The sequence below is a fragment of the Streptomyces sp. JLBJ103 genome (assembly GCF_058215575.1).
On record NZ_CM177089.1, the window covers coordinates 5,005,680 to 5,028,812 of the forward strand.

Sequence of the window (23,133 nt, forward strand, 5' to 3'; positions counted from 1 at the left end):
AGCTCAGCGAGCCGCTGCCGCAGCGCTGTCACCGGTCTCGGCCGCGGCACCGGCTCCTGCCGCGCCGGGCCGGTCACCGGCGGCACCGTGGTTGCGTTCCCTGTCCGCGCCCCTGCTCTGCTGTCGGGGGATCCGTTCCCGTTCACGTGGCGCAGTCTCGCACTTGTCACCGACATCCGTGGCCGCACCGGTGTTTCCGGTGGCCACGGGGGGCCGCGAAGCGGTTTCCGGGACGGTCTCGCCAACGGTCTCGCCGGCCGGGCGGAAGCGGGCGCGCAGCCGGTCGGTGAGGCGCAGCGCGGGCTTCGCGAGCAGCGCCCCGATCCCCATCACGGTGGCGCCGGCGGCCGCGTCGAGGAAGTAGTGGTTGGCGGTGCCCATCACCACGATCGTGATGGACAGCGGATAGAGGACCGCGATCGCCTTGGCCCACCCGGAGCGGCCGTACCGCCACAGTGCCACCCCGCACCACAGCGCCCAGCCCACATGGAGACTGGGCATCGCCGCGTACTGGTTGGTCAGCCCGCCGAGCCCGCGCGGGGCGCTCGCGTCGCCGCCCCACCAGCCGTACGAGCGGTACTGGGCCATGGTGTCGACGAAACCGTGGCCCCCGTCCAGCAGCCGCGGCGGGCAGGTGGGCAGCAGGGTGAAGCCGATCAGGCCGATGAGCGTGGAGATCAGCAGCCAGGTGCGCAGAAAGCGGTAGTCGGACGCCCTGTGGCGCTTCCACATCCACACCAGGATCGCCGGGGTGACCACATAGTGCAGCGAGGCATAGGCGAAGTCGGCGGGTATGCCTATCGCGGCATGCGCCGTGAAGATGTCGTTCAGCGGCGACTCGAAGTCGATGTTCAGACGTTGTTCGAAGTGGAGGATGGCCAGCCCGTGGTCCACAGCCGTGGACACATCACCCCGAGCCAGCAGCCGTCCGGCCGAGTAGGCGGCGTACACCACGGCTATCAGGGGCAGTTCGGTCCACCAACGGGGCCGACTGCCCTGTGATGCCCCGGTTCGGGGCGCGGCAGCGGTACGGGGCATCCGGACGTTCTCCCAAATGTCAGGCATCCACAACAAGGCGCGCGGTCAACCGTACGGTGTAGGCGAGGCAACGCGTGAACCGCCCCCGGAATGCCCCGGTCGCGGTAGGAGTGCCCCGTTTTTGTCCCCCGGTCGACGTGGTGCGCGAAGGAATAGACGCAAGGATCGCCCCGCGGGTTGCCTCGGGAACGGGTGAGCGATGATGGGGACGGCGGACCGGTTGAGGTCCGCACCCCGCGTTCGCATCAGGCCGCGGGCGGCGGTGTGCGACGGGGCACGGCGGCGCGCCGTGGTGGTCCATCCGCTGAAAGGCACACCCATGGCACCCCGCATCCTCCTGGCCCGGCACGGACAGACGGAGTGGTCGCTGTGCGGGAAGCACACCGGCCGCACCGACATCCCGCTGCTCGACGAAGGACGGCGGGGCGCCAAGCTGCTCGGTGAGCGGCTGCACCGCGCGCCCTGGGCCGGGCTGCCGGAGGCCGAGGTACGCACCAGCCCGCTGTCCCGCGCGAAGGAGAGCTGTGAGCTGGCGGGCTTCGGAGACCGGGCGCGGGAGTGGGACGCCCTGCTGGAGTGGGACTACGGCGCCTACGAGGGGCTGACCCCGGGCGAGATCAAGGCGTCCCGGCCGGGCTGGCTGATCTGGCGCGACGGCGTTCCGGAGGGCGAGGCGCGGGAGGCGGTCGCCGCCCGCGCGGACGCGGTGGTGGAGTGGGCGCGCTCGGCCGACCGCGATGTGCTGGTCTTCGCGCACGGCCACATCCTGCGGACCCTGGGCGCGCGCTGGCTCGGCTACGACATCTCCTTCGCGTCCCGGATCCGGCTGGACCCGACGTCGCTGTCGATCCTGGGCTGGGCGTACGGCGAACCGGCCATCGAGCGCTGGAACGACACGGGCCATCTGGGCTGACGGCCTCCGGCCGCCGGTCCCGGCCCCGGCGGTCCGGCCCGGCCCTGGCGCGAGGCGTTGCCTGGCGTGCCCTCCGGCCGTGCGTGGCGCGGGGGTTCCGCGGGCCGTCGGGCGACGGCGGGTCAGACGCGGCGGCGCGTGGCCGTCTCGTAGCGGTCCAGGAAGTCCGCGACCGGGGCCTCGTCGTCGTGCGGACGCAGCCGCCGGGCGGTGTCGTCGAGCATGCGGCGGATCCGGGACGAGGTGACCTGGTCCATCAGCCGCAGGGCGCGCGCCGCCGCCGCGGCGGCCTCGTCCGGTGCGCCGTGCTGTGCGAGGTCGCCCGCCAACTCGGTGGTGAACAGCGCGATGTTGCGGGTGAAGTGGGGGTCCTGGAGTGCGACCGCGCGGCGCGCGTGGTCGACGGCGCGCGCCCAGTCGCCCAGCGCCGACCAGCACTGGGCCTCCAGACCCTCCAGCTCCGCTTCGCCGTAGAAGCTCATCCACTCGGGATCGGCGTCCGAGGGGCCGCGGCCGAACAGGGTCTGGGCGCGCAGCAGGGCGGTCTCGCAGCCGCCGCGGTCGCCGAGCCAGGCCCAGCCGCCCGCCTCGCGCAGTGCCAGCAGGGACAACAGCCGCGGGGAGGAGAGCCGTTCGGCGACCCGCTGGGCCGCCTGGGCGGCCCGGACCGCCTCGCGGGGGCGCCCCGCGTCGCGTGCCAGGAAGGCGGTGTTGCAGAAGGCGTGGGCCTCCAGGGCGGGGTCACCGCTGACCCGCGCGGTGGCCAGCGCCTCGGCGTAGTGCGAACGGGCGTCGGAGAGTCGGCCGGAGTCATGGGCCAACCAGCCCACCGAGATGGCCAGTTCACCGGCGCCCGCGTAGAGCCGGGCGGCGACCGAGCGGCTGTAGCCGCCCGCGTCCAGCAGGGCGTAGGCGGCGCTCAGCGGTTTGGCGGTGTGGCTGTAGAGGGTGTCCGCGCCGTGCCGGTCGTCCAGCACCCGGATCCGGCGCACAGCCTCCTCCACGGCGGCGGCCTCCGCCTCGCCCACCCGGCGCCCGGACCGCCGGGGCGGGGGGACGAGGGGGGTCGCGGCCACGGCGGCGGCCGCCGCCCCACTGGTCATGAAGGCACGGCGTAGCAGTTCGCTCTCCTCGAAGACATCGACGGACGCCCCCGCCCCCGCCCCCGCCCCGGGCGCGGGCGCGGGGACGGTGCCCGCGCCGTGGCGGGCGCGGTGGCCGCGGACCGACTCCCGGGGGGCGAAGCCCAGATCGGCCAGGGAGCGGCCGGGGAACATATGGCGGAAGACGCGTTCGTAGGCGTAGTTGGGGCAGCGGATCGCCCCGGACTCGACACGGCCGATGTAGCGGGCGTCGCAGGAGACCTGTTCGCCGATCTCACGGGCGGCGCGGCGTACGGAGGCCGCGAACTCGGCGGGGGAGTGCGGTCCTCGCAGTCGCCGGAACGCGGTGTTCGGCCGGGGGGCCGGAGGATCTGGAAGCGGCGTCATATGCAGCCTCTCCCTTGGGTACTGCCAGGTGGGCGGGGGAGAACCGTACCGGCTGTGAGATACCCGACACTCGGAGAATTCCAGCAATTGGGATATGTCGCCCACGATCTGCCATGAACTGCCATCCTTTACGGCGGCATTCGGCCGTAGCCGTTGACGCCGTCCGGGCGTTGAACCCCTCGCAACCTGATGAAGAGGGAGGCCGGAGTGGATATCAGCCGCTCACGGACGACTGCCCAGCATCCCCCGCGCACGGCTCACCATCCCCCGCGCCAGGACTGTGATCTGGTCACCGTGCCCGCCCGTCAGGGGCTGGAGGCGGTGGACATCCTGCGCCGTGCGTGCGACGGCCTCGGGCCCGTCGTGCACGACACCGCCTGCGACACCCTCGGCTTCCTGGTGCCGCCCGGCACCGCGGACGGCTGGGATCTGCCGGGCAGTGACTGCACCCGGACCTCCGGGCGCGGTATGCGGATCAGTCCCGGCGCCGACCCCGTACCCGGCACCGACCCCGACCCCGTGCCCGCGCCCCGCGCCCCGGGCGAGCCCCCGGGGACCGGCACCGGCTGGCTGGTGCCGCCGGGCGACGCGTACAGCGTGGCCACCGACCCCGCGGAACTGCGGGCGGCGCTCGGCGAGGCGGCCCGCACCATCGAGGCCGTCGACCGCTGCCAGTGATCGCCCGGTGATCCACTGCTGATGTCCTGACCCCCGGTGATCTCCGTTGAACCCCGGTGATCTCCGTGACGGCCGTTGTCGGTGGCCGGACGCATACTGGGGCTCATGACGAAAGGCACACACAAGCGAGCGGCGCACGGGCGCGGCAGGGGCCGGGGGCGCACCCCCGAGCCGGCCGTGGCACCCGTGGACGGGGGGCTCGCCGAGCTGGTGCCGGACCGCGACCATCAGCGCGCCTTCACCCTGCTGCTGGACGGCAAGCCGCAGTCCCATGTGGATCTGGACGACCCGGCCCGCCTCGACTTCGAGTACCAGCGCCGATTCGGTCATATCGCCGATCTCGCCGCCCCGCCCGGACGTCCGCTCCACGCCGTCCACCTCGGCGGTGGCGCCTTCACCCTCGCCCGCTACATCGCGGCCACCCGCCCCCGCTCCACCCAGCAGGTCGTCGAGATCGACGCCCCGCTCGTCCAGTTCGTCCGGCGTGAGCTGCCGCTCGACCCCGGCGACCGGATACGGGTGCGTTCCACCGATGCCCGCGCCGGGCTCGCCAAGGTCCCCGACGGCTGGGCCGACCTGATCATCGCGGATGTCTTCGGCGGCGGCCGTACCCCCGCCCATCTCACCAGCGTGGAGTTTCTCGGCGAGGTGCGGCGGGCGCTGCGCCCCGGCGGGGCCTACGCCGCCAATGTCGCCGACGGCCCGCCGCTGGCCCATCTGCGAGCCCAGATCGCCACCGCCCGCGCGGTGTTCACCGAAGTGTGTCTGACCGCCGACCCCGCCGTGCTGCGCGGCCGCCGCTTCGGAAACGCGGTGCTGCTGGCCTCCGACCGGGAACTGCCGCTGGCCGAGCTGACCCGCCGCGCCGCGAGCGATCCGCAGCCCGCTCGGGTCGAACACGGCCGAGCCCTCAAGGACTTCACCGGTGGCGCGGCCCCCGTGACCGACGCCGCCGCCGCGCCCTCCCCGGCCCCGCCGCCGGACGTCTTCGACTGAACGTGCACCAGGGCCGGTTGTGTCAGGGATGGTCCACCTGGACCGTCGGCGGACCGTCGTGCCAGGTGCAGTAGACCGAGGTGGTCTCCGATCCCGAGGTGAAGTCCACCCGGATCCACTGGGTCTGCTTCCACACCTGCATCTGCCAGCCGCTGTCCGGGGTGGCCGAGACCAGATCCGCCCCGGAGTCGCGGATGTCGAAGACGACGCGGCCGCCCCGCACCGGATAACTGCGGATGTTTCCGCTCTCCTCCGGCTTCGACTCCTTTGTCGGACGCGGTGCGGGATCCGGCTTCGTACCGCGCGACGGCGGGGCCGAGGAGCGGGCGGGAGACGGGGACGCGGACCGCGCGTCCGAGGGCCGCGAGGGCGGATCGGGCTGGTGGGTCGAGGAGGAGCGTTCCTGCGTCGTCGACCGGCCCTCGCCCGCGATCGTCAGCGCGCGCGGCGGGTCGTACGCCGTGCCGGTCAGCACCGTACGCACGCCGTACCAGGACAGCGCGACCGCGGCTGCCGTGGCCAGTACCCACGCCAGGCATTGGACCAGAGCTCGTTGCATGCCCCCCATGCTGCCTCACCCGGATGGCGTACGGTGCCGCCCATGGCAAGTGTGCTCGTCGTCGAGGACGACCAGTTCGTTCGTTCGGCCCTCATACGGCAGCTGACCGAGGCGTCCCACACCGTCCGCAGTGTGGGCACCGCTCTGGAGGCGCTCCGCGAGGTGGCGCAGATCGGATTCGACGTAGTCATCCTCGATCTCGGGCTGCCCGATCTGGACGGGGCCGAGGCGCTGAAGATGCTGCGCGGGATCACCGATGTCCCGGTCATCGTGGCGACCGCGCGGGACGACGAGGCGGAGATCGTCCGGCTGCTCAACGACGGCGCCGACGACTACCTCGTCAAACCCTTCTCGGTGGCGCACCTTTCGGCCCGGATGGCCGCCGTGCTGCGCCGCTCCCGCACCCCCGCCGCCGGTGAGACCCCGCCCTCGGGGGTGCTGCGGGTCGGCGGCCTCACCGTCGATCCGCTGCGCCGCCAGGCCGCCCTGGACGGGGTCGGACTCGACCTGACCCGGCGCGAGTTCGACCTGCTGGCCTTCCTCGCCGGACGTCCCGGCGTGGTGGTGCCCCGCAAGGAACTGCTGGCCGAGGTCTGGCAGCAGTCCTACGGTGACGACCAGACCATTGACGTCCATCTGTCCTGGTTGCGCCGCAAACTGGGCGAAACCGCCGCACGCCCCCGCTATCTGCACACCCTGCGCGGGGTCGGGGTGAAACTCGAGCCCCCCATGCAGGACGGCGAGGGCGCGGGCGTCCGGGAGCGCCGGTGAGATGGGCCCTGGTCAAGGTCTGCCTGGCCGTCACCGCCATGGTCGTGGTCGCCTTCGCCGTACCGCTCGGACTTGTCGTCAAGGAGCTGGCCCGTGACCGGGCGTTCGCGGACGCCGAGCGGCAGGCCGCCCAGATCGGCCCGGCGCTCGCCATCACCACCGAACGTGCCCGGCTCCAGCGCGCCGTGGCCAGCACCCAGGCGGGCGGGGACGGCCGGATGGCCGTCCATGTCCCCGATGCGCCGGGCCGCGAGGGCAGCGGCTACGACCTCGGCAAGAGCCGGGCGCACCGCGGTGCGGTGGCCACTGCCCGCAAGCTGGGCCGGTCCTCGGTCTCCGAGGCCCCCGGCGGCTACACCCTGCTCCAGCCCACCGCGCTGAGCACCGCTCAGGTCGCGGTGGTGGAGGTGTATGTACCGCGTGCCACGGTCACCAGCGGGGTGGCCACCTCCTGGCTGGTGCTGGCCGGGGTCGGCCTCGCCCTGATCGTGGGCGCCGTGGCGACCGCGGACCGGCTCGGCACCCGGCTGGTACGCCCGGCGAAACGGCTCGCCGGGGCCGCCCACGACCTGGGCCAGGGCGAGCTGGGGGTGCGCGTTCCCGAGGAGGGCCCGGCCGAACTCCGGTCCGCCGCCGTGGCGTTCAACTCCATGGCCGACCAGGTGGTCCAGCTGCTGGCCGGGGAGCGTGAGCTGGCCGCCGACCTCTCCCACCGGCTGCGCACCCCGCTCACCGTGCTGCGCCTCAACGCCGCCTCGCTCGGCGACGGACCGGCGGCCGACCAGACCCGGGCCGCCGTCGCCCAGTTGGAGCGCGAGGTCGACCAGATCATCCGCACCGCGCGGCAGCAGAAGACCCACGCCCGCTCCGGCTGCGATGTCTCCGAGGTGATCCGGGAGCGGATGGACTTCTGGTCCGCGCTGGCCGAGGACGAGGACCGCACCGTACGGCTGGCCGGGGTCGACCTCACCGTACGAGTCCCGGTCGCCCGCCCCGAACTCGCCGCCGCCCTCGACGCGCTGCTCGGCAATGTCTTCCGGCACACCCCCGAGGGCACCGCGTTCGCCGTCGATGTCCACAACGGCGAGGACAGCGTGATCGTGCTGGTCTCCGACGCGGGCCCCGGTATCGAGGATCCGGAGGCGGCGCTGCGCCGCGGCCACGGCGACGGCGGCCCCGGCTCGACCGGGCTCGGGCTGGACATCGTGCGCCGGGTCGCCGAGTCCACGGGTGGTGATGTGCGTATCGGGCGCTCGGTGCTGGGCGGCACCGAGGTGCGGGTCTGGCTGTCGCTGCACGGCGACGGGGCGGCGGAGCGCGGGCGGCGCGGCAGTCGCCGCAGGGGCCGACTGAAGGCGCGCTGCCTCACCGAGCGGCTGACCTCACGGCTGACCTCACGATTGCCCGGGGGCCCGGACGGTGGGCGGGGTCCGGCTTAATCGCTTCCGATGGGCTCCTTAAGGGAGCCATAAGAAGCGTGCTCCGGGCCCGGGAAGGGGTTTTTGCCTGTTTCGGCCTCGCTAGCGTGCTGTCCGCACCACCACCCCCCACGCACACGTTCACAGAGGCAGGCATCTGATGAGCACCACGCACCGTCGCACGGTGAGCCGGACCAACATGGTGATCGGCGCGGTGGCCGCCGCCGCGGTGGCCGGCGGCGCGGCGTTCGCGCTCAGCGGTGCGGCGAACGCCGGAACCGTCGCTCAGAAGAAGCACTCGGCCACCAAGCGCACCATGGCGAAGACCACGAAGGCGCCCCGGGCGGCCGCGGGCTTCGCCCCGTACGTCGACACCTCGCTCTCGCCCGCCTTCGACCTGGTGGGCGCGGCCAAGAAGACCGGCGTCAAGGAGTTCAACCTCGCCTTCATCACCTCCGGCGGCGGCTGTACGCCCAAGTGGGGCGGGGTCACCGACCTCGGCAGCGACGCCGTGGCCCAGCAGATGGACGAGCTGCGCGCGGCAGGGGGCGATGTCCGGGTCTCCTTCGGCGGTGCTTCCGGCTCCGAACTGGGCCTGGCCTGCACCTCGGTCGACCAGCTCACCGCGGCGTACGCCAAGGCCGTGGACACCTTCAAGCTCACCAAGGTCGACTTCGACATCGAGGGCGCCGCGCTGCCGGACACGGCCGCCAACACCCGCCGCGCGAAGGCCATCGCCGCCCTCCAGAAGAGCCACCCCGGCCTGGACGTCTCCTTCACCCTGCCGGTGATGCCGACCGGGCTCACCCAGGACGGCGTCAAGCTGGTCGCCGACGCCAAGGAGAACGGGGTGAAGGTCTCCGCCGTCAACATCATGGCGATGGACTACGGCGCCTCGTTCGACGGTGACATGGGCCAGTACGCGATCGACGCGGCCACCGCGACCCAGGGCCAGATCAAGGACGCCCTCGGGCTGAGCGACAAGGACGCCTGGCGGACCGTCGCGGTCACCCCGATGATCGGCGTCAATGACGTGGCCACCGAGATCTTCACCGTGGACGACGCCAAGCAGCTGGTGGACTTCGCCAACTCCAAGAAGCTCGGCGGGCTCTCCATGTGGTCCGCGACCCGTGACAAGCAGTGCCCAGGCGGTGCCCAGAACTCCGCGTCGCCCACGTGCAGTTCGGTCGAGCAGAAGGAGTTCGCGTTCTCCAAGGAGTTCGGCGCGTACAAGGGCTGACGCCGGAAGGCACCCGACCACACGACCGGCCCCCGGGAACGTTCCCGGGGGCCGGTCGTGTGATGCGGGCCGCTACGGATGGTGCTGCCGCTCGAACTCCTCGCGCGTGGGCTTGGCGATCTGTCCGTTCTCACCGAAGTAGGCGCGGGAGAGCCGGACCCGCAGCCGCTCCGTGAACGTCAGCTTGCGTTCGACCCCGGCTTCGTCGACCGCGGGCGGCAGCTCCAGCGGCTGGTACTGGTCGTAGGAGGTCAGGGTGAACCGCTCGCCCTGCGTCAGCGGCTCGTGCACCTCCATGTACTCGCCGTGCGGCAACCGCTGGATGACCCCGGTCTCCCGGCCGTGCAGCACCTTGTCCCGGTCGCGTCGCTGGAGTCCCAGGCAGATCCGCTTGGTGATGGCGAACACCACGACCGGCGCCACGAAGAAGGCGATCCGGCCGGCCCAGGTGATGGCGTTGATCGACAGATGGAAGTGGGTGGCGACGAGGTCGTTGCCGCCGCCGATCAGCAGCACGATGTACAGGGCGATCCAGGCGGCGCCGAAGGCGGTACGGGTCGGGGCGTTGCGCGGGCGTTCATTGAGGTGGTGCTCGCGTCTGTCCCCGGTGATCCACGCCTCGAGGAACGGATAGAGCCAGATGACGAGCAGCACCATCGGGAAGATCATCAGCGGGATGAAGATGCCGAGGACGAGCGTATGGCCCCAGAGGTTGATCTCCCAGCCGGGCATCAGCCGGATCAGCCCCTCGGAGAAGCCCATGTACCAGTCGGGCTGGGCGTCGGTGGACACCATGTCGGGCCGGTACGGGCCGTAGGCCCAGATCGGGTTGACGGTGGCGATGCCCGACATCAGGGCGGTGATGGCGAAGACCAGGAAGAAGAAACCGCCGGACTTGGCCACATAGACCGGCCACAGGGGCGGCCCGACGATGTTCATGTTCTTCCGGCCGGGCCCCGGGTGATGGGTGTGCTTGTGGTAGACGAGCAGCATCATATGGAGCGCCAGCAGCCCCAGCATGATGCCCGGGATCAGCAGGATGTGCACGGTGAACAGTCGCGGAATGATGATGTCGCCGGGGAATTGCCCGCCGAAGAGGAAGAACGACAGGTAGGTCCCCACGATCGGCACCGACAGGATCGCGCCCTCCATGAAGCGCAGACCGGTGCCCGAGAGCAGATCGTCGGGCAGTGAATAACCCAGGAAGCCGTCGAACATACCGAGGATCAGCAGTCCGGCGCCGGACATCCAGTTGATCTCACGCGGTTTGCGGAACACGCCGTTGAAGAACGTGCGCATCATATGGACGAGCATGCTCGCGATGAAGAGGATCGCCGCCCAGTGGTGGATCTGCCGCAGCAGCAGTCCGCCGCGGAGGTCGAAGCTGATGTCCAAGGTGGACTCGTACGCCTCGGACATTCGGATGCCCTGGAGCGGGACGTAACGGCCGTGGTAGACGACCTCGCTCATCGAGGGCTCGAAGAACAGGGTCAGATAGACCCCGGTGAGAATGATGATGATGAAGGTGTAGAGCGCGATCTCACCGATCAGAAAGGACCAGTGGTCCGGGAAGACCTTCCGCAGATTGGCCTTGGCCATCTTGAAGAGGCCCACTCGCCCGTCCGCCCAGTCGGCCAGGGCCTCGCCCTTGCCGACCGGTGCGGTCCGGGCGGATTCGTCGTCGTGGACCCTCTGCCGGCGCCCCGGGAATGCTCTCATGTTTCGGATTTACCAGTCCCTCCACCACCCCGCCCGCGTCGGCCGTGCGCGGCTAGCCCCTTTGGCGGAAATGTTGGAGGAAACGTGGGAAGAAAACGCGGCATACGCATGGGCGGGAAAATCCGGGGCTGGTCGAACATCTGCTCGCCCCGGAGGGTGCCCCGGAGAGCGCCCCGGCAGGCCGCCGGTATGGCTGTGGCGACGAGCCCTACGCCTCCGGCAGCTCACCGGTCTCCGCCACCCGTGCGTACCAGCGGGCGCTTGACTTCGGGATACGGGCCTGGGACGGATAGTCCACATAGACCGCGCCGAAACGCTTGCTGTAGCCGTATGCCCATTCGAAATTGTCCATCAGGGACCACAGGAAATACCCCCGCAGATCGGCGCCGTCCGCGAGCGCCCGGTGCGCCGCCGCCAGATGGCTCCGGAGGTAGTCGATCCGCTCCGGGTCATGGACCCGGCCGTCCGCGTCCGGCTTGTCGTCGTACGCGGCGCCGTTCTCCGTGATGTACAGCGGCACCCCCGGTGCCTCCCGGGTGTAGCGCATCAGCAGGTCGTGCAGCCCGGTCGGGTCCACCGTCCAGCCCATCTCGGTGCGCTCGCCGGGGGGCTGGTGGAACGCCACCCGCTCGGCGCCGGGGAAGGGGGAGTGGGCGACCGTGCCATGGCTGTCCTGGCGCACCGCGGGCGCGTCACCGGCCGGGGCGGACACCAGGGACGGGGTGTAGTAGTTGATGCCCAGCGCGTCCAGGGGCTGCTTGATGGCGGCGAGGTCGCCGTCGTGGACGAAGTCCCAGTCGGTGATGGACCGGGTGTCCTCGATCAGGTCCCCCGGATACGCGCCGTGCAGCAGCGGCCCGGTGAAGACGCGGTTGGCGAGCGCGTCGATCCGTCGCTGTGCGTCCAGGTCCTCGGGGCTCCCGGTCAGCGGTCTGACGACCGCCGGGTTGAGGCTGATGGCGATGCGGGCGCGGGCGGGCAGTGCGGCGCGCAGCGCCTGGGCGCCCAGACCATGGGCGAGATTGAGGTGATGGGCGGCGCGCAGCGCGGCCGGCCGCTCGGTGCGCCCCGGGGCGTGCACCCCCGAGGCGTAGCCCAGGAAGGCGCTGCACCAGGGCTCGTTGAGGGTGGTCCAGAAGTCCACGCGGTCGCCGAGCGCCCCGGCCACGATCCCGGCGTACTCCGCGAACCGCTCGGCGGTCTCCCGCTCCGGCCAGCCGCCACCCGCGGCCGAGCCACCGCGGAACGGGGACTCCAGCTCCTGCGGCAGATCCCAGTGGTAGAGCGTCAGCACCGGCTGGATGCCCGCCGTCAGCAGCTCGTCCACCAGCGCGCGGTAGAAGTCGAGACCGCGCTGGACGGCCGGGCCGCGGCCGGTGGGCTGGACCCGAGGCCAGGAGACCGAGAAGCGGTACGCGCCCAGCCGCAGCCCGCTCATCAGCCGGACGTCCTCGCGGTAGCGGTGGTAGTGGTCGGCGGCGATATCACCGGTGTCACCGCCGAGCACCTTTCCGGGGGTGCGGCTGAAGGTGTCCCAGATGGACGGGGTACGGCCGTCCTCCTGCGCGGCCCCCTCGACCTGGTAGGCGGCCGTGGCCGCGCCCCACAGGAATCCGGGCGGAAAGGCGAGTGTCATGGAAGCGCTCCCATGCGTACGAAGGTGGTGGTCCGGACGGGTCGAAGGAACGGGTCGGAGCGGCCCCTTTGAAGACAGGGCCTTTGAAGACGGGGCCTAGCCCTTGACGGCGCCCTGCATGATGCCGCCCACCATCTGCTTGCCGAAGAGCACAAAGACGAACAGCAGCGGAAGGGTGCCGAGCAGCGCGCCCGCCATGATCACCGATTGATCGGGGATATAGCCGCGGCCGAGGCCGGTCAGGGCCACCTGCACGGTCGGGTTGCCGCTCTGGGTGAGCGCGATCACCGGCCAGAAGAAGTCGTTCCACGCCTGGACGAAGGTGAGCATGCCCAGGACGGCCATGGCCGGCCGCGCCGCCGGGAACACCACATGCCAGATGATCCGCGGACTGCTCGCCCCGTCCATCCGCGCCGCCTCGACCAGTTCGGACGGCAGCGCCTGGAGCAGGTACTGCCGCATGAAGAAGACCCCGAAGGCGCTGACCAGGGTCGGCAGGATGACCGCCTGAAGCTGATCGGTCCACTTCAGCTCGGCGATGGTCATGTACAACGGCACCACGCTCAGCTGCGGTGGCACCATCATCGTCCCGATGGTGAGCAGCAGCAGTGCGTTCTTGAATCGGAACCGCAGCTTGGCGAAGGCGAATCCGGCGATCGTCGAGAACAGCACGGTCCCCGCCGCGACCGTCCCCGCCACCACGGTCGTATTGAGCAACGCCGTGCCCATGTTGGCGTCGCGCCATGCGATCGTCAGGTTTCCGGCGAGGTTTCTGCCGAACCAGAACGGCGGCGGGGTCCCGGCCAGCCGGGTATTGGTACGGGACGCGGCGACGGCGGTCCACACCAGCGGGAACAGCGAGCCCACGGTGAAGAGGATGAGTACGGCGTAGGTCAACGGCCCGCCGCGCAGCGGGCGTCCGGCCCGTTGGCGGCCCCGTGCGGCCGGGGGCGCGGGAGGCGGTGCGGACGCCGCCGCGGTATCAGCCGTCGGACGGGACGGCACGGTGGCGGTCATGGCTCTCCCTCGCCTTCCTCTTCGCCTTCGTCAGCAGGCGTATCCGGCCCACGGCCCTCACCGGCTCTTCGGTAGCCGTCGCCCGATCAACCAGTGCGCGGCGGCGATCAGCAGCAGGATCAGGAACATCGCCCAGGCGATGGCGGAGGCCCGGCCGAGGTGCAGATTCACCCAGCCCTGCTCGTACAGATAGAGCCCGAGCGTCTGGTACTGGTGGTCGGCGCCACCGGTGGCCCCCGCGGCCCCGTTGAACAGCAGCGGCTCACCGAAGAGCTGAGTGGCCCCGATCGTCGAGACGACCACCGTGAACAGGATCGTCGGCCGCAGCGAGGGGATGGTGATATGGCGGAACTGCTGCCATCGCGAGGCTCCGTCCAGGGCCGCCGACTCGTACAGATCGCGGGGCACCGCCTGCATCGCGGCCAGATAGATCAGCGTGTTGTAGCCGGTCCAGCGCCAGATCACGATCGTGGAGACCGCCAACTGCGAGGTCCAGGTGCCGTTCTGCCAGTCGATCCCGTCCAGTCCGACAAGACCCAGCGCCCAGTTGACCATCCCGTAGTCCCGCCCGAAGAGCAGCACGAACACCAGCGTCGCCGCCGCGACCGAGGTGGCGTACGGGGTGAGGAGCGCGACTCGGAAGAACATCGAGCCGCGCAGCCGGTAGTTGAGCAGATGGGCGAGGCCGAGAGCCATCAGCAGCTGCGGCACGGTGGAGATCACCCCGATGGTGAAGGTGTTCCGCAGCGCGTTCCAGAAGAAATCGTCCTCCCACAGCCGGGAGTAGTTGTGCAGTCCCGCCCACTCCATATGGGTCGGGTCGGTCAGCTCCACCCGGTGCAGTGAGGCCCAGCCCGTGTACAGCAGCGGGAACAGCCCGAAGGCGGTGAAGAGGAGGAAGAACGGGGCGACGCAGGCGTACGGACTCCAGCGCAGGTCCCGGCGGTAGCGGCGGCTGCGCCGGGCGCGGCTCCGCTCCTCGGCGGTAGCGCGCGGCGCGGTGAGCGCGGTCACCGGTCCAGGGCGTTGTCGATGGACCGGACGGCGGCCTTCCAGCCCTCGTCCGCGGTTTTGCCCTGCTGGTCGACCTGGAGCAGCCCGACATCGGTGATGTTCTGGTGGATGAGGGAGTCCTTCGGGCCGAGCACCTGGGTGGGGATGCGCTCGGCCGCCGCGCTGAAGAGGGCGCCGATCGGTGCGTCGCCGAAGTACGGATGCCTGGCCTTGGCCACCTGCGGCAGCTTGTACGCGGCCCGGGAGCTGGGGAAACTGCCCTGCTTCCGGAAGAGTGCGGCCTGCTGCTCGGGCGCGGTCAGCCAGGCGGCGAGCTTCACCGCCTCGTCGGTGTGCCGCCCCGCTTTGGGCACGGTGAGGAAGGAGCCGCCCCAGTTGCCGGGGCGGGGCGCGGCGGCCACGTCCCACTGGTCCTCGGTCTTGGGCCCGGACTTCTCCTTGATGTAGCCGAGCATCCACGGCGGACAGGACACGGTGGCGAACCGGCCGTTGGCGTACGCCTGGTCCCAGGTCTTCTGGAACTGCTGGAGCCGGGCGGTCAGCTTGCCCTTCGCCGCGGCTGTGGCGATGCGCCATGCTTCCTTGACCGCCGGGCTGTCCTGGTAGACGGGCTCGCCGCCGGGGTTGTAGTAGCGCCGGGCGTTCCCGGCGACCGCCGCGTTGTACACCCCGGCCGCCGAGTCGACGAAGGCGGTGCCGCGCGGGGCGTTCCTCATATAGCGCTTCCCGGTGGCGAGGTACGCGCGCCAGTCGCCCGCCCACAGCCGGGCGACCTTCTTCCGGTCGGTGGGCAGTCCGGCCCGGCGGAAGAGGTCCTTGCGGTAGCAGATCGCCATCGGGCCGATGTCGGTTCCGAGTCCGATCGTCCGGCCGTCCTTGGTGGTGGATTGCGCCCATTTCCAGGGCAAGAAGGTGTCCTTCTCCACCCCCTTTGCCTTCGAAAGATCAATGAACTTGTCCGCCTGGGTGGTGGTGACCTCGTTGACATTGGACACCTCGACGGCCTGGATGTCGGCGAGCCCGCTGCCCGAGCCGAGATGGGTGAGCAGCTGGGGGTAGTAGTTCTCGTTCCGCTCGATCGAGGTTTCCTTGATCCGGATGTCCGGGTGCAGCCGCATGTACGCGTCGTAGAGCCCGGCCTGCCGGTAACCGAAGACACCGAAGACGCCCATGGTCAGGGTGGTTCTGCCACTTGCGTCACCGCCTCCGGGGGAGGCTCCGGCCGGGTCCTCGCCGTCGTCGGCACAGCCGGTCAGCAGCCCGGCGCCGAGGGCGGCGGCGGCCGTGAGGGCCACCATCCGCCGTCCCCGTCTTCCTGGTCTGCCTGGTTTGCCTGGTCTTCCTCGTCTTCCTGAACTTGTGCGCATTCCGTCCTCCTCGCACCCCGACGTACCGCTTCCGGCCAAGAGATGGGCGTACAGGGCGCTTTGGGCACCATCGGCTCGGGCGGGGAACGTGCGGCTTGTGTATGGCTCAGGTAGTGTGGGAGCGCTCCCAAGTTTATGTGTTGAAGGGTTCCGGCTGCCCGCGGGGGTGTCAAGGGAGCGCGCGAAACAACGCCCCGAAACCACACTGCTGTTGAATGTCCCTTCGCAGCCGCCGAGGGAGGAGGGGCTGCCGGGCACGTACGGCTGGAGGCGCGAGATGGCAGGAACGCGGCGGCGCGGGGCGGGGCGCGGACGGCCCACGCTGGAAGAGGTCGCGGCCCGTGCCGGAGTCGGCCGGGGTACCGTCTCGCGGGTGATCAACGGCTCGCCGCGGGTCAGCGACCGTACCCGGGTCGCCGTGCAGCGGGCCGTCGCCGAACTGGGCTACGTCCCCAACCGGGTGGCCCGCGCCCTGGCCGCCAACCGGGCCGACGCGGTGGCCCTGGTGATACCCGAGCCCGAAACCCGGCTCTTCGCCGAGCCCTACTTCTCCGACATCATCCGCGGCGTCGGAGCCGAACTGGCCGACACCGACCTCCAGTTGCTGCTGACCCTCATCCGCACCCCCAAGGAGCGCCAGCGCTTCGCGGACTATCTCTCCGCGCACCGGGTCGACGGTGTGCTGCTGGTCTCCGTGCACGCGGACGATCCGCTTCCGGATCTGCTGGAGCGGATAGAGATTCCCGCGGTGCTCAGCGGCCGCCGTTCGGCGCACGAGTCGGTCCCGTACGTGGACTCGGACAACACCGGCGGTGCGCGGGCCGCCGTGGAGCACCTCGTGGAGCGCGGCCGGTCCACGGTCGCCACCATCACCGGCCCGCTGGACATGTACGCCGCCCGGTGCCGACTGGACGGCTATCGCGCCGGGCTCAGGGCGGCGGGCCGGGAGGCGGATCCGGCCCTGGCCGTGGCCGCGGACTTCACCGAGGAGGGCGGCCGCCGGGCGATGCGCGAACTGCTGAACCGCAGACCCGGCCTGGACGCGGTCTTCGCCGCCTCGGACGTGATGGCCGCGGGCGCCCGGCAGGTGCTGCGCGAGGCGGGCCGCGGGGTGCCGGACGATGTCGCGCTCGTCGGATTCGAGGACTCCGCCGTCGCCCGCCATATGGATCCTCCGCTCACCAGCGTCCGGCAGGCCACCGAGGAGATGGGGCGGGCGATGGTGCGGGTGCTGCTGGACGAGATCGAGGGCGCGGCGGAGCGTACGGCCGCTCGGCCGCAGCTGGTGCTGCCGACGCGGCTGGTGACGCGCGCGTCGTCCTGACGCCGGTTCAGACCGGCGGCCCGGGGCTCGTCCCCGCCTCCACCGGCCCTGCTTCCACCGTCCCCGCCTCCGCCGGCCCGTCTTCCGCCGCCCCGCCGCCGGCTTGTGCCAGCGCCGCTTCCAGCCGCTGGATATGGCGGTGCTGGAGCCGGGCGGTGCGCTGGAGCGACAGCACCGCCCGCAGGAACTGGTCCATATCGGCGGCCCGGGTGAGGATGTCGTCCGGCACCCGCGCGTCGTCCGGACAGTCCGGCGAGTCCTGGCCGAGCACCGCGTGCGCCCACGCCCGGGTGACCGGCTTGAACATCCGCGGGTGGTTGGCCACGATCCGGGCCCGTACCGCGAGATCGTTCTCGGCGGCCTCCACATGCAGCCCGTCGTCCTTGTTGCGCGCCCCGAAGAGCGGTTCGTGGAGATGGCGGGCGGTGAAGCCGCGCTCGGCGCAGGAGATCCAGAAGTCCCAGTCCTCTCCGGCGCGCATCTCCTCGTTGTAGCCGCCCACCGCCTCCCACACCTCACGACGGTAGAGCGAGCAGTAGAACATGATCAGACGACGCAGCAGCAGCCGCGGGTTGTACGCGGGGAGCGCCAGCACCTGGGCGGGGAGGTCCTGATCGTCGGTGAAGGCGGAGACATCGGTGGAGGCGATGGCGATGTCCGGGTCGCCCTCCAGCACCGCGACGGTCTTCTCCAGCATGGTCGGGGCGATCACGTCGTCCGCGTCCAGCGGCAGCACATAGCGGCCCGTGGCGGCGGCGATCCCGGCGTTGCGGGCGGCGGACACCCCCGCGTTGGCCTGGCGCAGCAGCCGGATCCGGCGGCCGGGGTGGCGGGCGATCAGGGACTCGGCCACCGCCGCGGTGTCGTCGGGGCTGCCGTCGTCGACAACGATCAGCTCCCAGTCCCGATAGGTCTGGGCCAGCACACTGGCCACCGCCTGCGGCAGATAGCGGTCGTAGCCGTAGCAGGGGATCACCACGGAGACGGCCGGACGCGGGGCGGGGTCGGCGCACGAGCCGGACGCGGCCCCCGGGAGGTGTGTCTCCAGGGGGCCGCGCTCGGCCGCGGCGGGTGCCGCGCTCATCGGGCTCCGGTGGCTGTGGTGGACGAGCTGCCGTACCGGGCTTTGGCGGTCGAGGAGTGGTGGCTGATGGCGATGTTGGAGCACTGTTGCTCCCCGAACGGCACGATGACCACATTGGCGTTGTTGGACGGGCCGGAGGAGTCACAGCGGTTCTGCTGGGTCACACTCTTCGGGTCGCCGAAGATATGCGCGAAGTTCAGGCAGTCGGCCCCGACTTCCGGTCCGCCGGTGCCCACAGAACGGGTAGCGGTCTCACACCCGTTGCTGTGCTTGACGGGGTCGGCGAGGGCCTGGCCGCCGCCGAACATCACCGCACCCGCCGTCGCCGTCACCAGGGCGGCCGTTTTGCCGATGTTCATAAAACCTCCTTGTGCACGCTCCGCGTGGGTCCCCGCGGACTTGTGTCCAACGACGAGCGGGCGGGCCGGGATCGATCATGCGGACCGCTTCACCTGTCCGGCGCAGCATGCTCGGGTTCCGCCGTGGATTCCGGTCCGGATTCCGGTCCGCGGTGGGGCGGATGGACCACCTCCAGCGCGGGCAGCCCCCAGCAGTCCATGCCCATGTCGCGGGCCATCGCGGCGAGTCCCTCGGTCTCGATCAGATGCCGGTACGGAACGGCCGGGAACACCAGGCCGTCGCGGTGCAGATCGGCGCGTACCAGGAGCCCCGCGCCGCCCACCGAGTCGACGCGGACCCGCTCCCGCCCGCGCAGCTCGTCGAGGTACATCCGGCCGTATCCCCTGGGCGGTTGCAGGATCCCGTCGCGCAGCCAGCCGTTCCAGTCCAGCGCGTCGGCGCCGGGCCGCAGTACGAAGGTGTTGAGGTCGAAGGTGGGGCCGCCGGGCTCGGTGACGCAGTGCGGGACCACGATGTCCTCGCCCGCGCCGAGCAGCCGTTGGACGAGGTCGGGCGGGCAGCCGGTCACATCCGCGTCCAGCCACAGCACCCACGGCTCATCGGCGAGCGCCCGGGCGAGCAGCTGGTTGCGGGCCCTGGCCAGCACCGACCGCCGCCGCCGCTGGACGGCGGGCTCCCAGCGGGGTCCGGACAGCCGGAGGCCGAAGTGCCGCCGTACGAGGGTGACCCGGCGGAACTCGGCCCTGAGCGCGGGCAGGGCGTCCCGCAGCAGCTCCCAGGTGCCGTCCTGGCTGTCGCCTTCCAGCAGACCGACCGAGAGCGCCTCCCGGGGGTAGTCCAGGGCTCGCAGATTCTCCAGATGGCGGGGGAGGAAGGCGGCCGCGTCCTTGACCGGGGTGAGCACCAGGACGGGCGGCCGCTCGGCGGACGCGGCGGGGAGCGGGGCGGGGCGCCGGGCGGCGGGGACACGGACGGAGGGCGAGGGCGACGGCGCGCTGTTCCCGGCCGCGGGCCCGCGTTCCGCACCGGCCTCCGCTTCCGCCTCCGTTCCGCATTCCGCCGGGGTCGGTGTCGGGGTCTCCGGCTGCGCCTGGAGGACGTCCGCGGGGTCCAGCGGCAGCCGGACCGCCATCTCCCGCACCAGATCGCCGTAACCTCCCCCGGTCCACACCTGGGTCGCCGCCTCGAAGATGCTCGCGAAGTGGGACTCGTCGAAGGTGTTGGCCCCATGGCAGACGTAGGTGTACAGCGCGGGCACGTCCACGGACACCACCCGGCCCGCGCCGACCACCTGCGCCGCGACCGGGGAGTCCTCGCCGCGCCGCAGCGCCGGATAGCGGGGCAGCCCCTCCTTCGCGCAGACCATGGAGCCCTCCCACACCCGCGGCCCCGAGATCCCCAGGGTGCGGCGGGCGGGCCACCACAGCCGTTCCCGGGCGAGGAAGCAAGAGTGCGCGCCGAGCCCGGCGATCGCCGCCATCTGCACCTCCAGCCGCTCCGGGTCGTACAGATCGTCGTCGTCCCACTGGCACACATACGGCCCGGCGGCCAAGTCCACCGCCACATTGCGGAGTTCACCCAGCGTGCGCCCCTCCGGCGGCAGCCGGTGCAGCCGGATCCGGGGTTCGTCGAGCGTGCCGATGTGCCGTTCCAGGGCGTCATCGGCGCTGTCGTCCACGACGACGAGTTCGGCAGGGGCGTAGGTCTGGGCGAGGAAGCACCGGATCGCGCGCGCGGCCGCCGTCGGCCGGTCCTTGGTCACCATCAGGCAGGACACCATTGGCGCGGGAGCGCCCGAGGCCCACCGGGCGCGCTGTGCGTCCAGGTCGAACTCCCCCGTGGCGCACGGCCGCAGCCCCTCACTGGTCCAGAACGGGATCTTCCGCCCGGCCGAGGTCCGCGGCCGGAACGAGGCGTCGGTCGCCCAGCTGCCCGACCAGTGGTGCACGGCGTACGCCTGGCTCAGATCCACCTCGTGCCGCCCGTATGCCTCCGTGGCATGCGGGCTGGGCACGGGGTAGAGGGTCTGCGGCCCGAGGAGGCTGATCGAGCAGCCGGGCGGGGCGCTGTCGACCGCGCGGGTGAGGAAGTACGGGCCGGTCGCGTCCAGGGGGCCTGATGCGGTGTGGGCGCCGACCAACTCCCGGTGCGCATGCGCCCAGAAGGGGTGGCCGGGGCGCGAGGCGAGGAACGCGTTGCCGACCACGCGCCGCAGTCCGCGCCGACGCGCCCACAACAGCTGGGTGTGCTCCTCGGGTTCGAGGCCGAGCACCAGCTCACGGTCGGCGAGGAGGTCGGTCACCGGGCGCAGGCACTCGAAGTCCAGATCGGCGTAGACCCCGCCGTAGTGGTCGAGCAGGAAGTACCGGATCGCGTCGGCGCGCATGATCGGTTCGGGATAGCCGTCGTAGACCGGCAGGAACCAGGGGTAGTGCTGCTCCAGGAAGGCGCGGTTGTCCGCGTCCGTCCACAGCCGGTACTCCCACTCGGGATGGTGGCGCCGCCAGGAAGCGGCCCAGGCTTGCCATCGGGGCGGTACGTCCTCGTCCTTCCAGGTCTGATGAATAAGGCGCGGAATGCCGTGGTTCTTTGACATCCGCGCAGTATGTTCGCGTTTCGCGCCCGCCACCTCAACGGCGCGCCGAGCGGCCTCCACGAGGAGCCCGCCCTCGCATCGACGGCTGTCCCGTCGGCGGCCGCCGGGGTTGTCCGCGTGGGAGTCTCCCGTTGCCAAGTCCCGGGCACCATAGGGGTGTTGGGGAACGAGGCCGAGGGCTTTCGGGGAGATGGGAGGAGTATGAACACGCCTCATACGCGCACGCGCGACACCCCGGGATACACGGCGGCCACGTTGTCCGTCGGCTTCGGCCGGTGTTCCGCACACGGGCCCGCCGCGAAGGCGCGCAGCAGGTTCTCGGTGGTGCGCCGGACGAAGGCGCCGGTCCGCGCGTCCAGGAGGTGGTCGCGCCCATTCTCGCGGGTCCCCGCCATCAGACCCTCGACCCACCGCATCGTCCCGGTGGCGAACACGCCCGCCCCGCTCGGGACGGTGTAGTACGCGGAATCGGCGTGACTGTGCCGGCCGTTGCAGACCAGGGGGGAGTGGGCGACGATCTCCAGCGGCTCCGGGGTGGGTTCGCCCGGGGTCACCCGGTCGTACTCCACCCCGACGAGATGGGCGAAGGAGTCGCCCCGCCGGACCCCGGTGCCGGCGAAGACCCAGTGGTCGGGGGTGTGCACGACGTACGGGGCGTCGGTCGGGTAGCCCTCGTAGAAGACACCGGTCAGGAAGGACTCGGGGGTGGCGGCGGGCGGCTGGCGGAAGTCGGTGGTGACCAGGTCGCGGCGGCTCGCGAGATACGGATCGTCGCGGTACGAGGTCTTGTAGCAGACCACCGTGCGGTCCGCGCCGCCAGGACCGCGCTCCAGTCTGATCCGGCGGAAGCAGGTGTTGGCGCCGAGGAACGCCACATTGGTCCCGCTGTCGCGGGCGCGGGTGACGTACTGGCGCTGCTGCGGGGTCCAGTACTCGTCGTGGCCCAGCGATATCACCGCCGCGGCGTCGTGCAGCACGCTGGGATCGCGGTGCACGTCCACGCCCGTGGTGTAGGCCAGCGGTATGCCGAGCCGTTCCGCGAGCGCCACCAGCGCCCGCTCGTAGACCAGGAACTTCACCGCGCCGTCGCCGTCGTACGGCCGGTCGAAGCCGACGGCCAGCGAGCGCGTCCCGTACGCCCCGTCCTGGCCCTGGTAGAGGCTGAAGCCGCCCCAGGTGTTGTACGCCTGCCAGGTGGCCACCGCGTGCATCAGCAGGGTGCGGCCCGCGGCCTTCTCGGAGCGGACGATCAGGGGCACATAGCGCTGGTGGCCGTCGTCCGCGTCCAGCCGGAGCAGATACGCGCCCTCCGGCCAGCCCTCGGTGTGGACGCGGACGGTGCGCTTCCAGTCCGCCTGGACCGTCCGCGTGGCGTCGATCAGCACGGGCGGGTTCTGCCGGTGGCCGGGCAGCCGGCCCGAGCGCCAGATCAGCCGCGCCTGCGCCCCGCCGTACCAGCCCATCCGGTACGCCGACACGCGGAAGCCGGGCGCGGTGGTCGACACGTACAGCCCGAACCCCTCGCCGGGCACCACGCTCACCTTGTCCGAATAGCCCTCCACGGCGTTCTGAGGCCCCATCGAGCGGAGCCGCCAGTCGGCGCTGCCCGGCTTGGTCCGCTCCGTGTCCATGGCCCGCTGCGGGGTCTTGGAGGGGCGGGCCGCCCTGCCGCGCTCCCCGCCGCCCGACGACTCGCACCCGGCCACCGCTACCCCGGCGGCCCCCACCGCGCCCAGGAAGCTCCTGCGCCCCAGATTGCGTCCGTCGCCGCGTATCGCCTCGTCGTCCATCGCATCCGTCCCGGCAGCCGTGCTCCTGCGGCCATCCTGGGCGGGTGCCCGGGGCCGGGCGAGCGGAGGGGGTCCGATCGCGTGCGGATCGCCCGTCTGGGGCGCCCGGGGTGCGGTGGCGGG

Annotated in this window: 19 protein-coding genes; 7 read left to right on the forward strand and 12 right to left on the reverse strand. The window is 71.5% G+C overall.

What is annotated here, in order from left to right:
- Window positions 1-3: 3 nt before the first annotated feature.
- Window positions 4-1,038 carry a phosphatase PAP2 family protein gene (locus AC4BEG_RS22100; protein ID WP_490707159.1) on the reverse strand — a complete coding sequence of 345 codons (1,035 nt, stop codon included), beginning with the start codon at window positions 1,036-1,038 and terminating at the stop codon, window positions 4-6.
- A 319-nt stretch (window positions 1,039-1,357) separates the two neighbouring features.
- Between AC4BEG_RS22100 and AC4BEG_RS22105 the strand changes: the two genes are divergently transcribed.
- Window positions 1,358-1,951 (forward strand): histidine phosphatase family protein, encoded by a 594-nt coding sequence (locus tag AC4BEG_RS22105; RefSeq protein WP_490701481.1) that lies wholly within the window; start codon window positions 1,358-1,360, stop codon window positions 1,949-1,951.
- A 122-nt stretch (window positions 1,952-2,073) separates the two neighbouring features.
- On the opposite strand, the gene AC4BEG_RS22110 is transcribed toward AC4BEG_RS22105, so the two are convergent.
- The gene (locus tag AC4BEG_RS22110) at window positions 2,074-3,441 is read right to left on the reverse strand and encodes an NsdA family TPR-like regulatory protein (protein WP_490701482.1); all 1,368 of its coding nucleotides are present in this window, start codon (window positions 3,439-3,441) and stop codon (window positions 2,074-2,076) included.
- A 189-nt stretch (window positions 3,442-3,630) separates the two neighbouring features.
- Between AC4BEG_RS22110 and AC4BEG_RS22115 the strand changes: the two genes are divergently transcribed.
- Window positions 3,631-4,119, forward strand: coding sequence for a hypothetical protein (locus tag AC4BEG_RS22115; RefSeq protein ID WP_490701483.1), 489 nt, complete (start codon window positions 3,631-3,633; stop codon window positions 4,117-4,119).
- Between the two features lie 105 nt (window positions 4,120-4,224).
- On the forward strand, window positions 4,225-5,115 hold the full coding sequence (locus tag AC4BEG_RS22120) for a spermidine synthase (protein ID WP_490701484.1): 891 nt from the start codon (window positions 4,225-4,227) through the stop codon (window positions 5,113-5,115).
- A gap of 22 nt (window positions 5,116-5,137) precedes the next feature.
- Here AC4BEG_RS22120 and AC4BEG_RS22125 read toward each other — a convergent pair whose 3' ends face one another.
- A complete protein-coding gene (locus AC4BEG_RS22125; protein ID WP_490701485.1) occupies window positions 5,138-5,674 on the reverse strand; it encodes a hypothetical protein in 537 nt (178 codons plus the stop codon).
- 42 nt (window positions 5,675-5,716) lie between these two features.
- Between AC4BEG_RS22125 and AC4BEG_RS22130 the strand changes: the two genes are divergently transcribed.
- From AC4BEG_RS22130 to AC4BEG_RS22140, 3 genes are all read left to right on the forward strand, one after another.
- On the forward strand, window positions 5,717-6,445 hold the full coding sequence (locus AC4BEG_RS22130) for a response regulator transcription factor (RefSeq protein ID WP_490701486.1): 729 nt from the start codon (window positions 5,717-5,719) through the stop codon (window positions 6,443-6,445).
- Window positions 6,442-7,884 carry a sensor histidine kinase gene (locus tag AC4BEG_RS22135; RefSeq protein WP_490701487.1) on the forward strand — a complete coding sequence of 481 codons (1,443 nt, stop codon included), beginning with the start codon at window positions 6,442-6,444 and terminating at the stop codon, window positions 7,882-7,884. Before AC4BEG_RS22130 ends, AC4BEG_RS22135 begins: the two co-directional genes overlap by 4 nt.
- Window positions 7,885-8,023: 139 nt before the next feature.
- Entirely contained in the window at window positions 8,024-9,103 is a 1,080-nt protein-coding gene (locus AC4BEG_RS22140; RefSeq protein WP_490701488.1) for a chitinase, read from the forward strand.
- A gap of 72 nt (window positions 9,104-9,175) precedes the next feature.
- On the opposite strand, the gene qcrB is transcribed toward AC4BEG_RS22140, so the two are convergent.
- The 5 genes from qcrB to AC4BEG_RS22165 form a co-directional block, all read right to left on the reverse strand.
- Window positions 9,176-10,822, reverse strand: coding sequence for a cytochrome bc1 complex cytochrome b subunit (qcrB, locus tag AC4BEG_RS22145; protein ID WP_490701489.1), 1,647 nt, complete (start codon window positions 10,820-10,822; stop codon window positions 9,176-9,178).
- Between the two features lie 208 nt (window positions 10,823-11,030).
- On the reverse strand, window positions 11,031-12,458 hold the full coding sequence (locus tag AC4BEG_RS22150; RefSeq protein ID WP_490701490.1) for a GH1 family beta-glucosidase: 1,428 nt from the start codon (window positions 12,456-12,458) through the stop codon (window positions 11,031-11,033).
- A 96-nt stretch (window positions 12,459-12,554) separates the two neighbouring features.
- Window positions 12,555-13,475, reverse strand: a complete 921-nt coding sequence (locus AC4BEG_RS22155; protein ID WP_490701491.1) for a carbohydrate ABC transporter permease — start codon at window positions 13,473-13,475, stop codon at window positions 12,555-12,557.
- Between the two features lie 57 nt (window positions 13,476-13,532).
- Window positions 13,533-14,489: a carbohydrate ABC transporter permease gene (locus tag AC4BEG_RS22160; protein WP_490701492.1), complete on the reverse strand. Its 957-nt coding sequence runs from the start codon at window positions 14,487-14,489 to the stop codon at window positions 13,533-13,535.
- Window positions 14,486-15,787 (reverse strand): ABC transporter substrate-binding protein, encoded by a 1,302-nt coding sequence (locus AC4BEG_RS22165; protein ID WP_490701493.1) that lies wholly within the window; start codon window positions 15,785-15,787, stop codon window positions 14,486-14,488. Before AC4BEG_RS22165 ends, AC4BEG_RS22160 begins: the two co-directional genes overlap by 4 nt.
- A 346-nt stretch (window positions 15,788-16,133) precedes the next feature.
- Here AC4BEG_RS22165 and AC4BEG_RS22170 point away from each other — a divergent pair, with 346 nt between their 5' ends.
- Window positions 16,134-17,180 carry a LacI family DNA-binding transcriptional regulator gene (locus AC4BEG_RS22170; RefSeq protein WP_490701494.1) on the forward strand — a complete coding sequence of 349 codons (1,047 nt, stop codon included), beginning with the start codon at window positions 16,134-16,136 and terminating at the stop codon, window positions 17,178-17,180.
- Window positions 17,181-17,187: 7 nt separating this feature from the next.
- Here AC4BEG_RS22170 and AC4BEG_RS22175 read toward each other — a convergent pair whose 3' ends face one another.
- From AC4BEG_RS22175 to AC4BEG_RS22190, 4 genes are all read right to left on the reverse strand, one after another.
- Window positions 17,188-18,264, reverse strand: a complete 1,077-nt coding sequence (locus tag AC4BEG_RS22175; RefSeq protein WP_490701495.1) for a glycosyltransferase family 2 protein — start codon at window positions 18,262-18,264, stop codon at window positions 17,188-17,190.
- Window positions 18,261-18,623, reverse strand: coding sequence for a hypothetical protein (locus AC4BEG_RS22180; RefSeq protein WP_490701496.1), 363 nt, complete (start codon window positions 18,621-18,623; stop codon window positions 18,261-18,263). The genes AC4BEG_RS22175 and AC4BEG_RS22180 overlap by 4 nt, the downstream gene beginning before the upstream one ends.
- A gap of 89 nt (window positions 18,624-18,712) precedes the next feature.
- The gene (locus AC4BEG_RS22185) at window positions 18,713-21,220 is read right to left on the reverse strand and encodes a glycosyltransferase (protein WP_490701497.1); all 2,508 of its coding nucleotides are present in this window, start codon (window positions 21,218-21,220) and stop codon (window positions 18,713-18,715) included.
- A gap of 212 nt (window positions 21,221-21,432) precedes the next feature.
- Entirely contained in the window at window positions 21,433-23,010 is a 1,578-nt protein-coding gene (locus AC4BEG_RS22190; protein ID WP_490701498.1) for a N,N-dimethylformamidase beta subunit family domain-containing protein, read from the reverse strand.
- Between the last annotated feature and the right edge of the window lie 123 nt (window positions 23,011-23,133).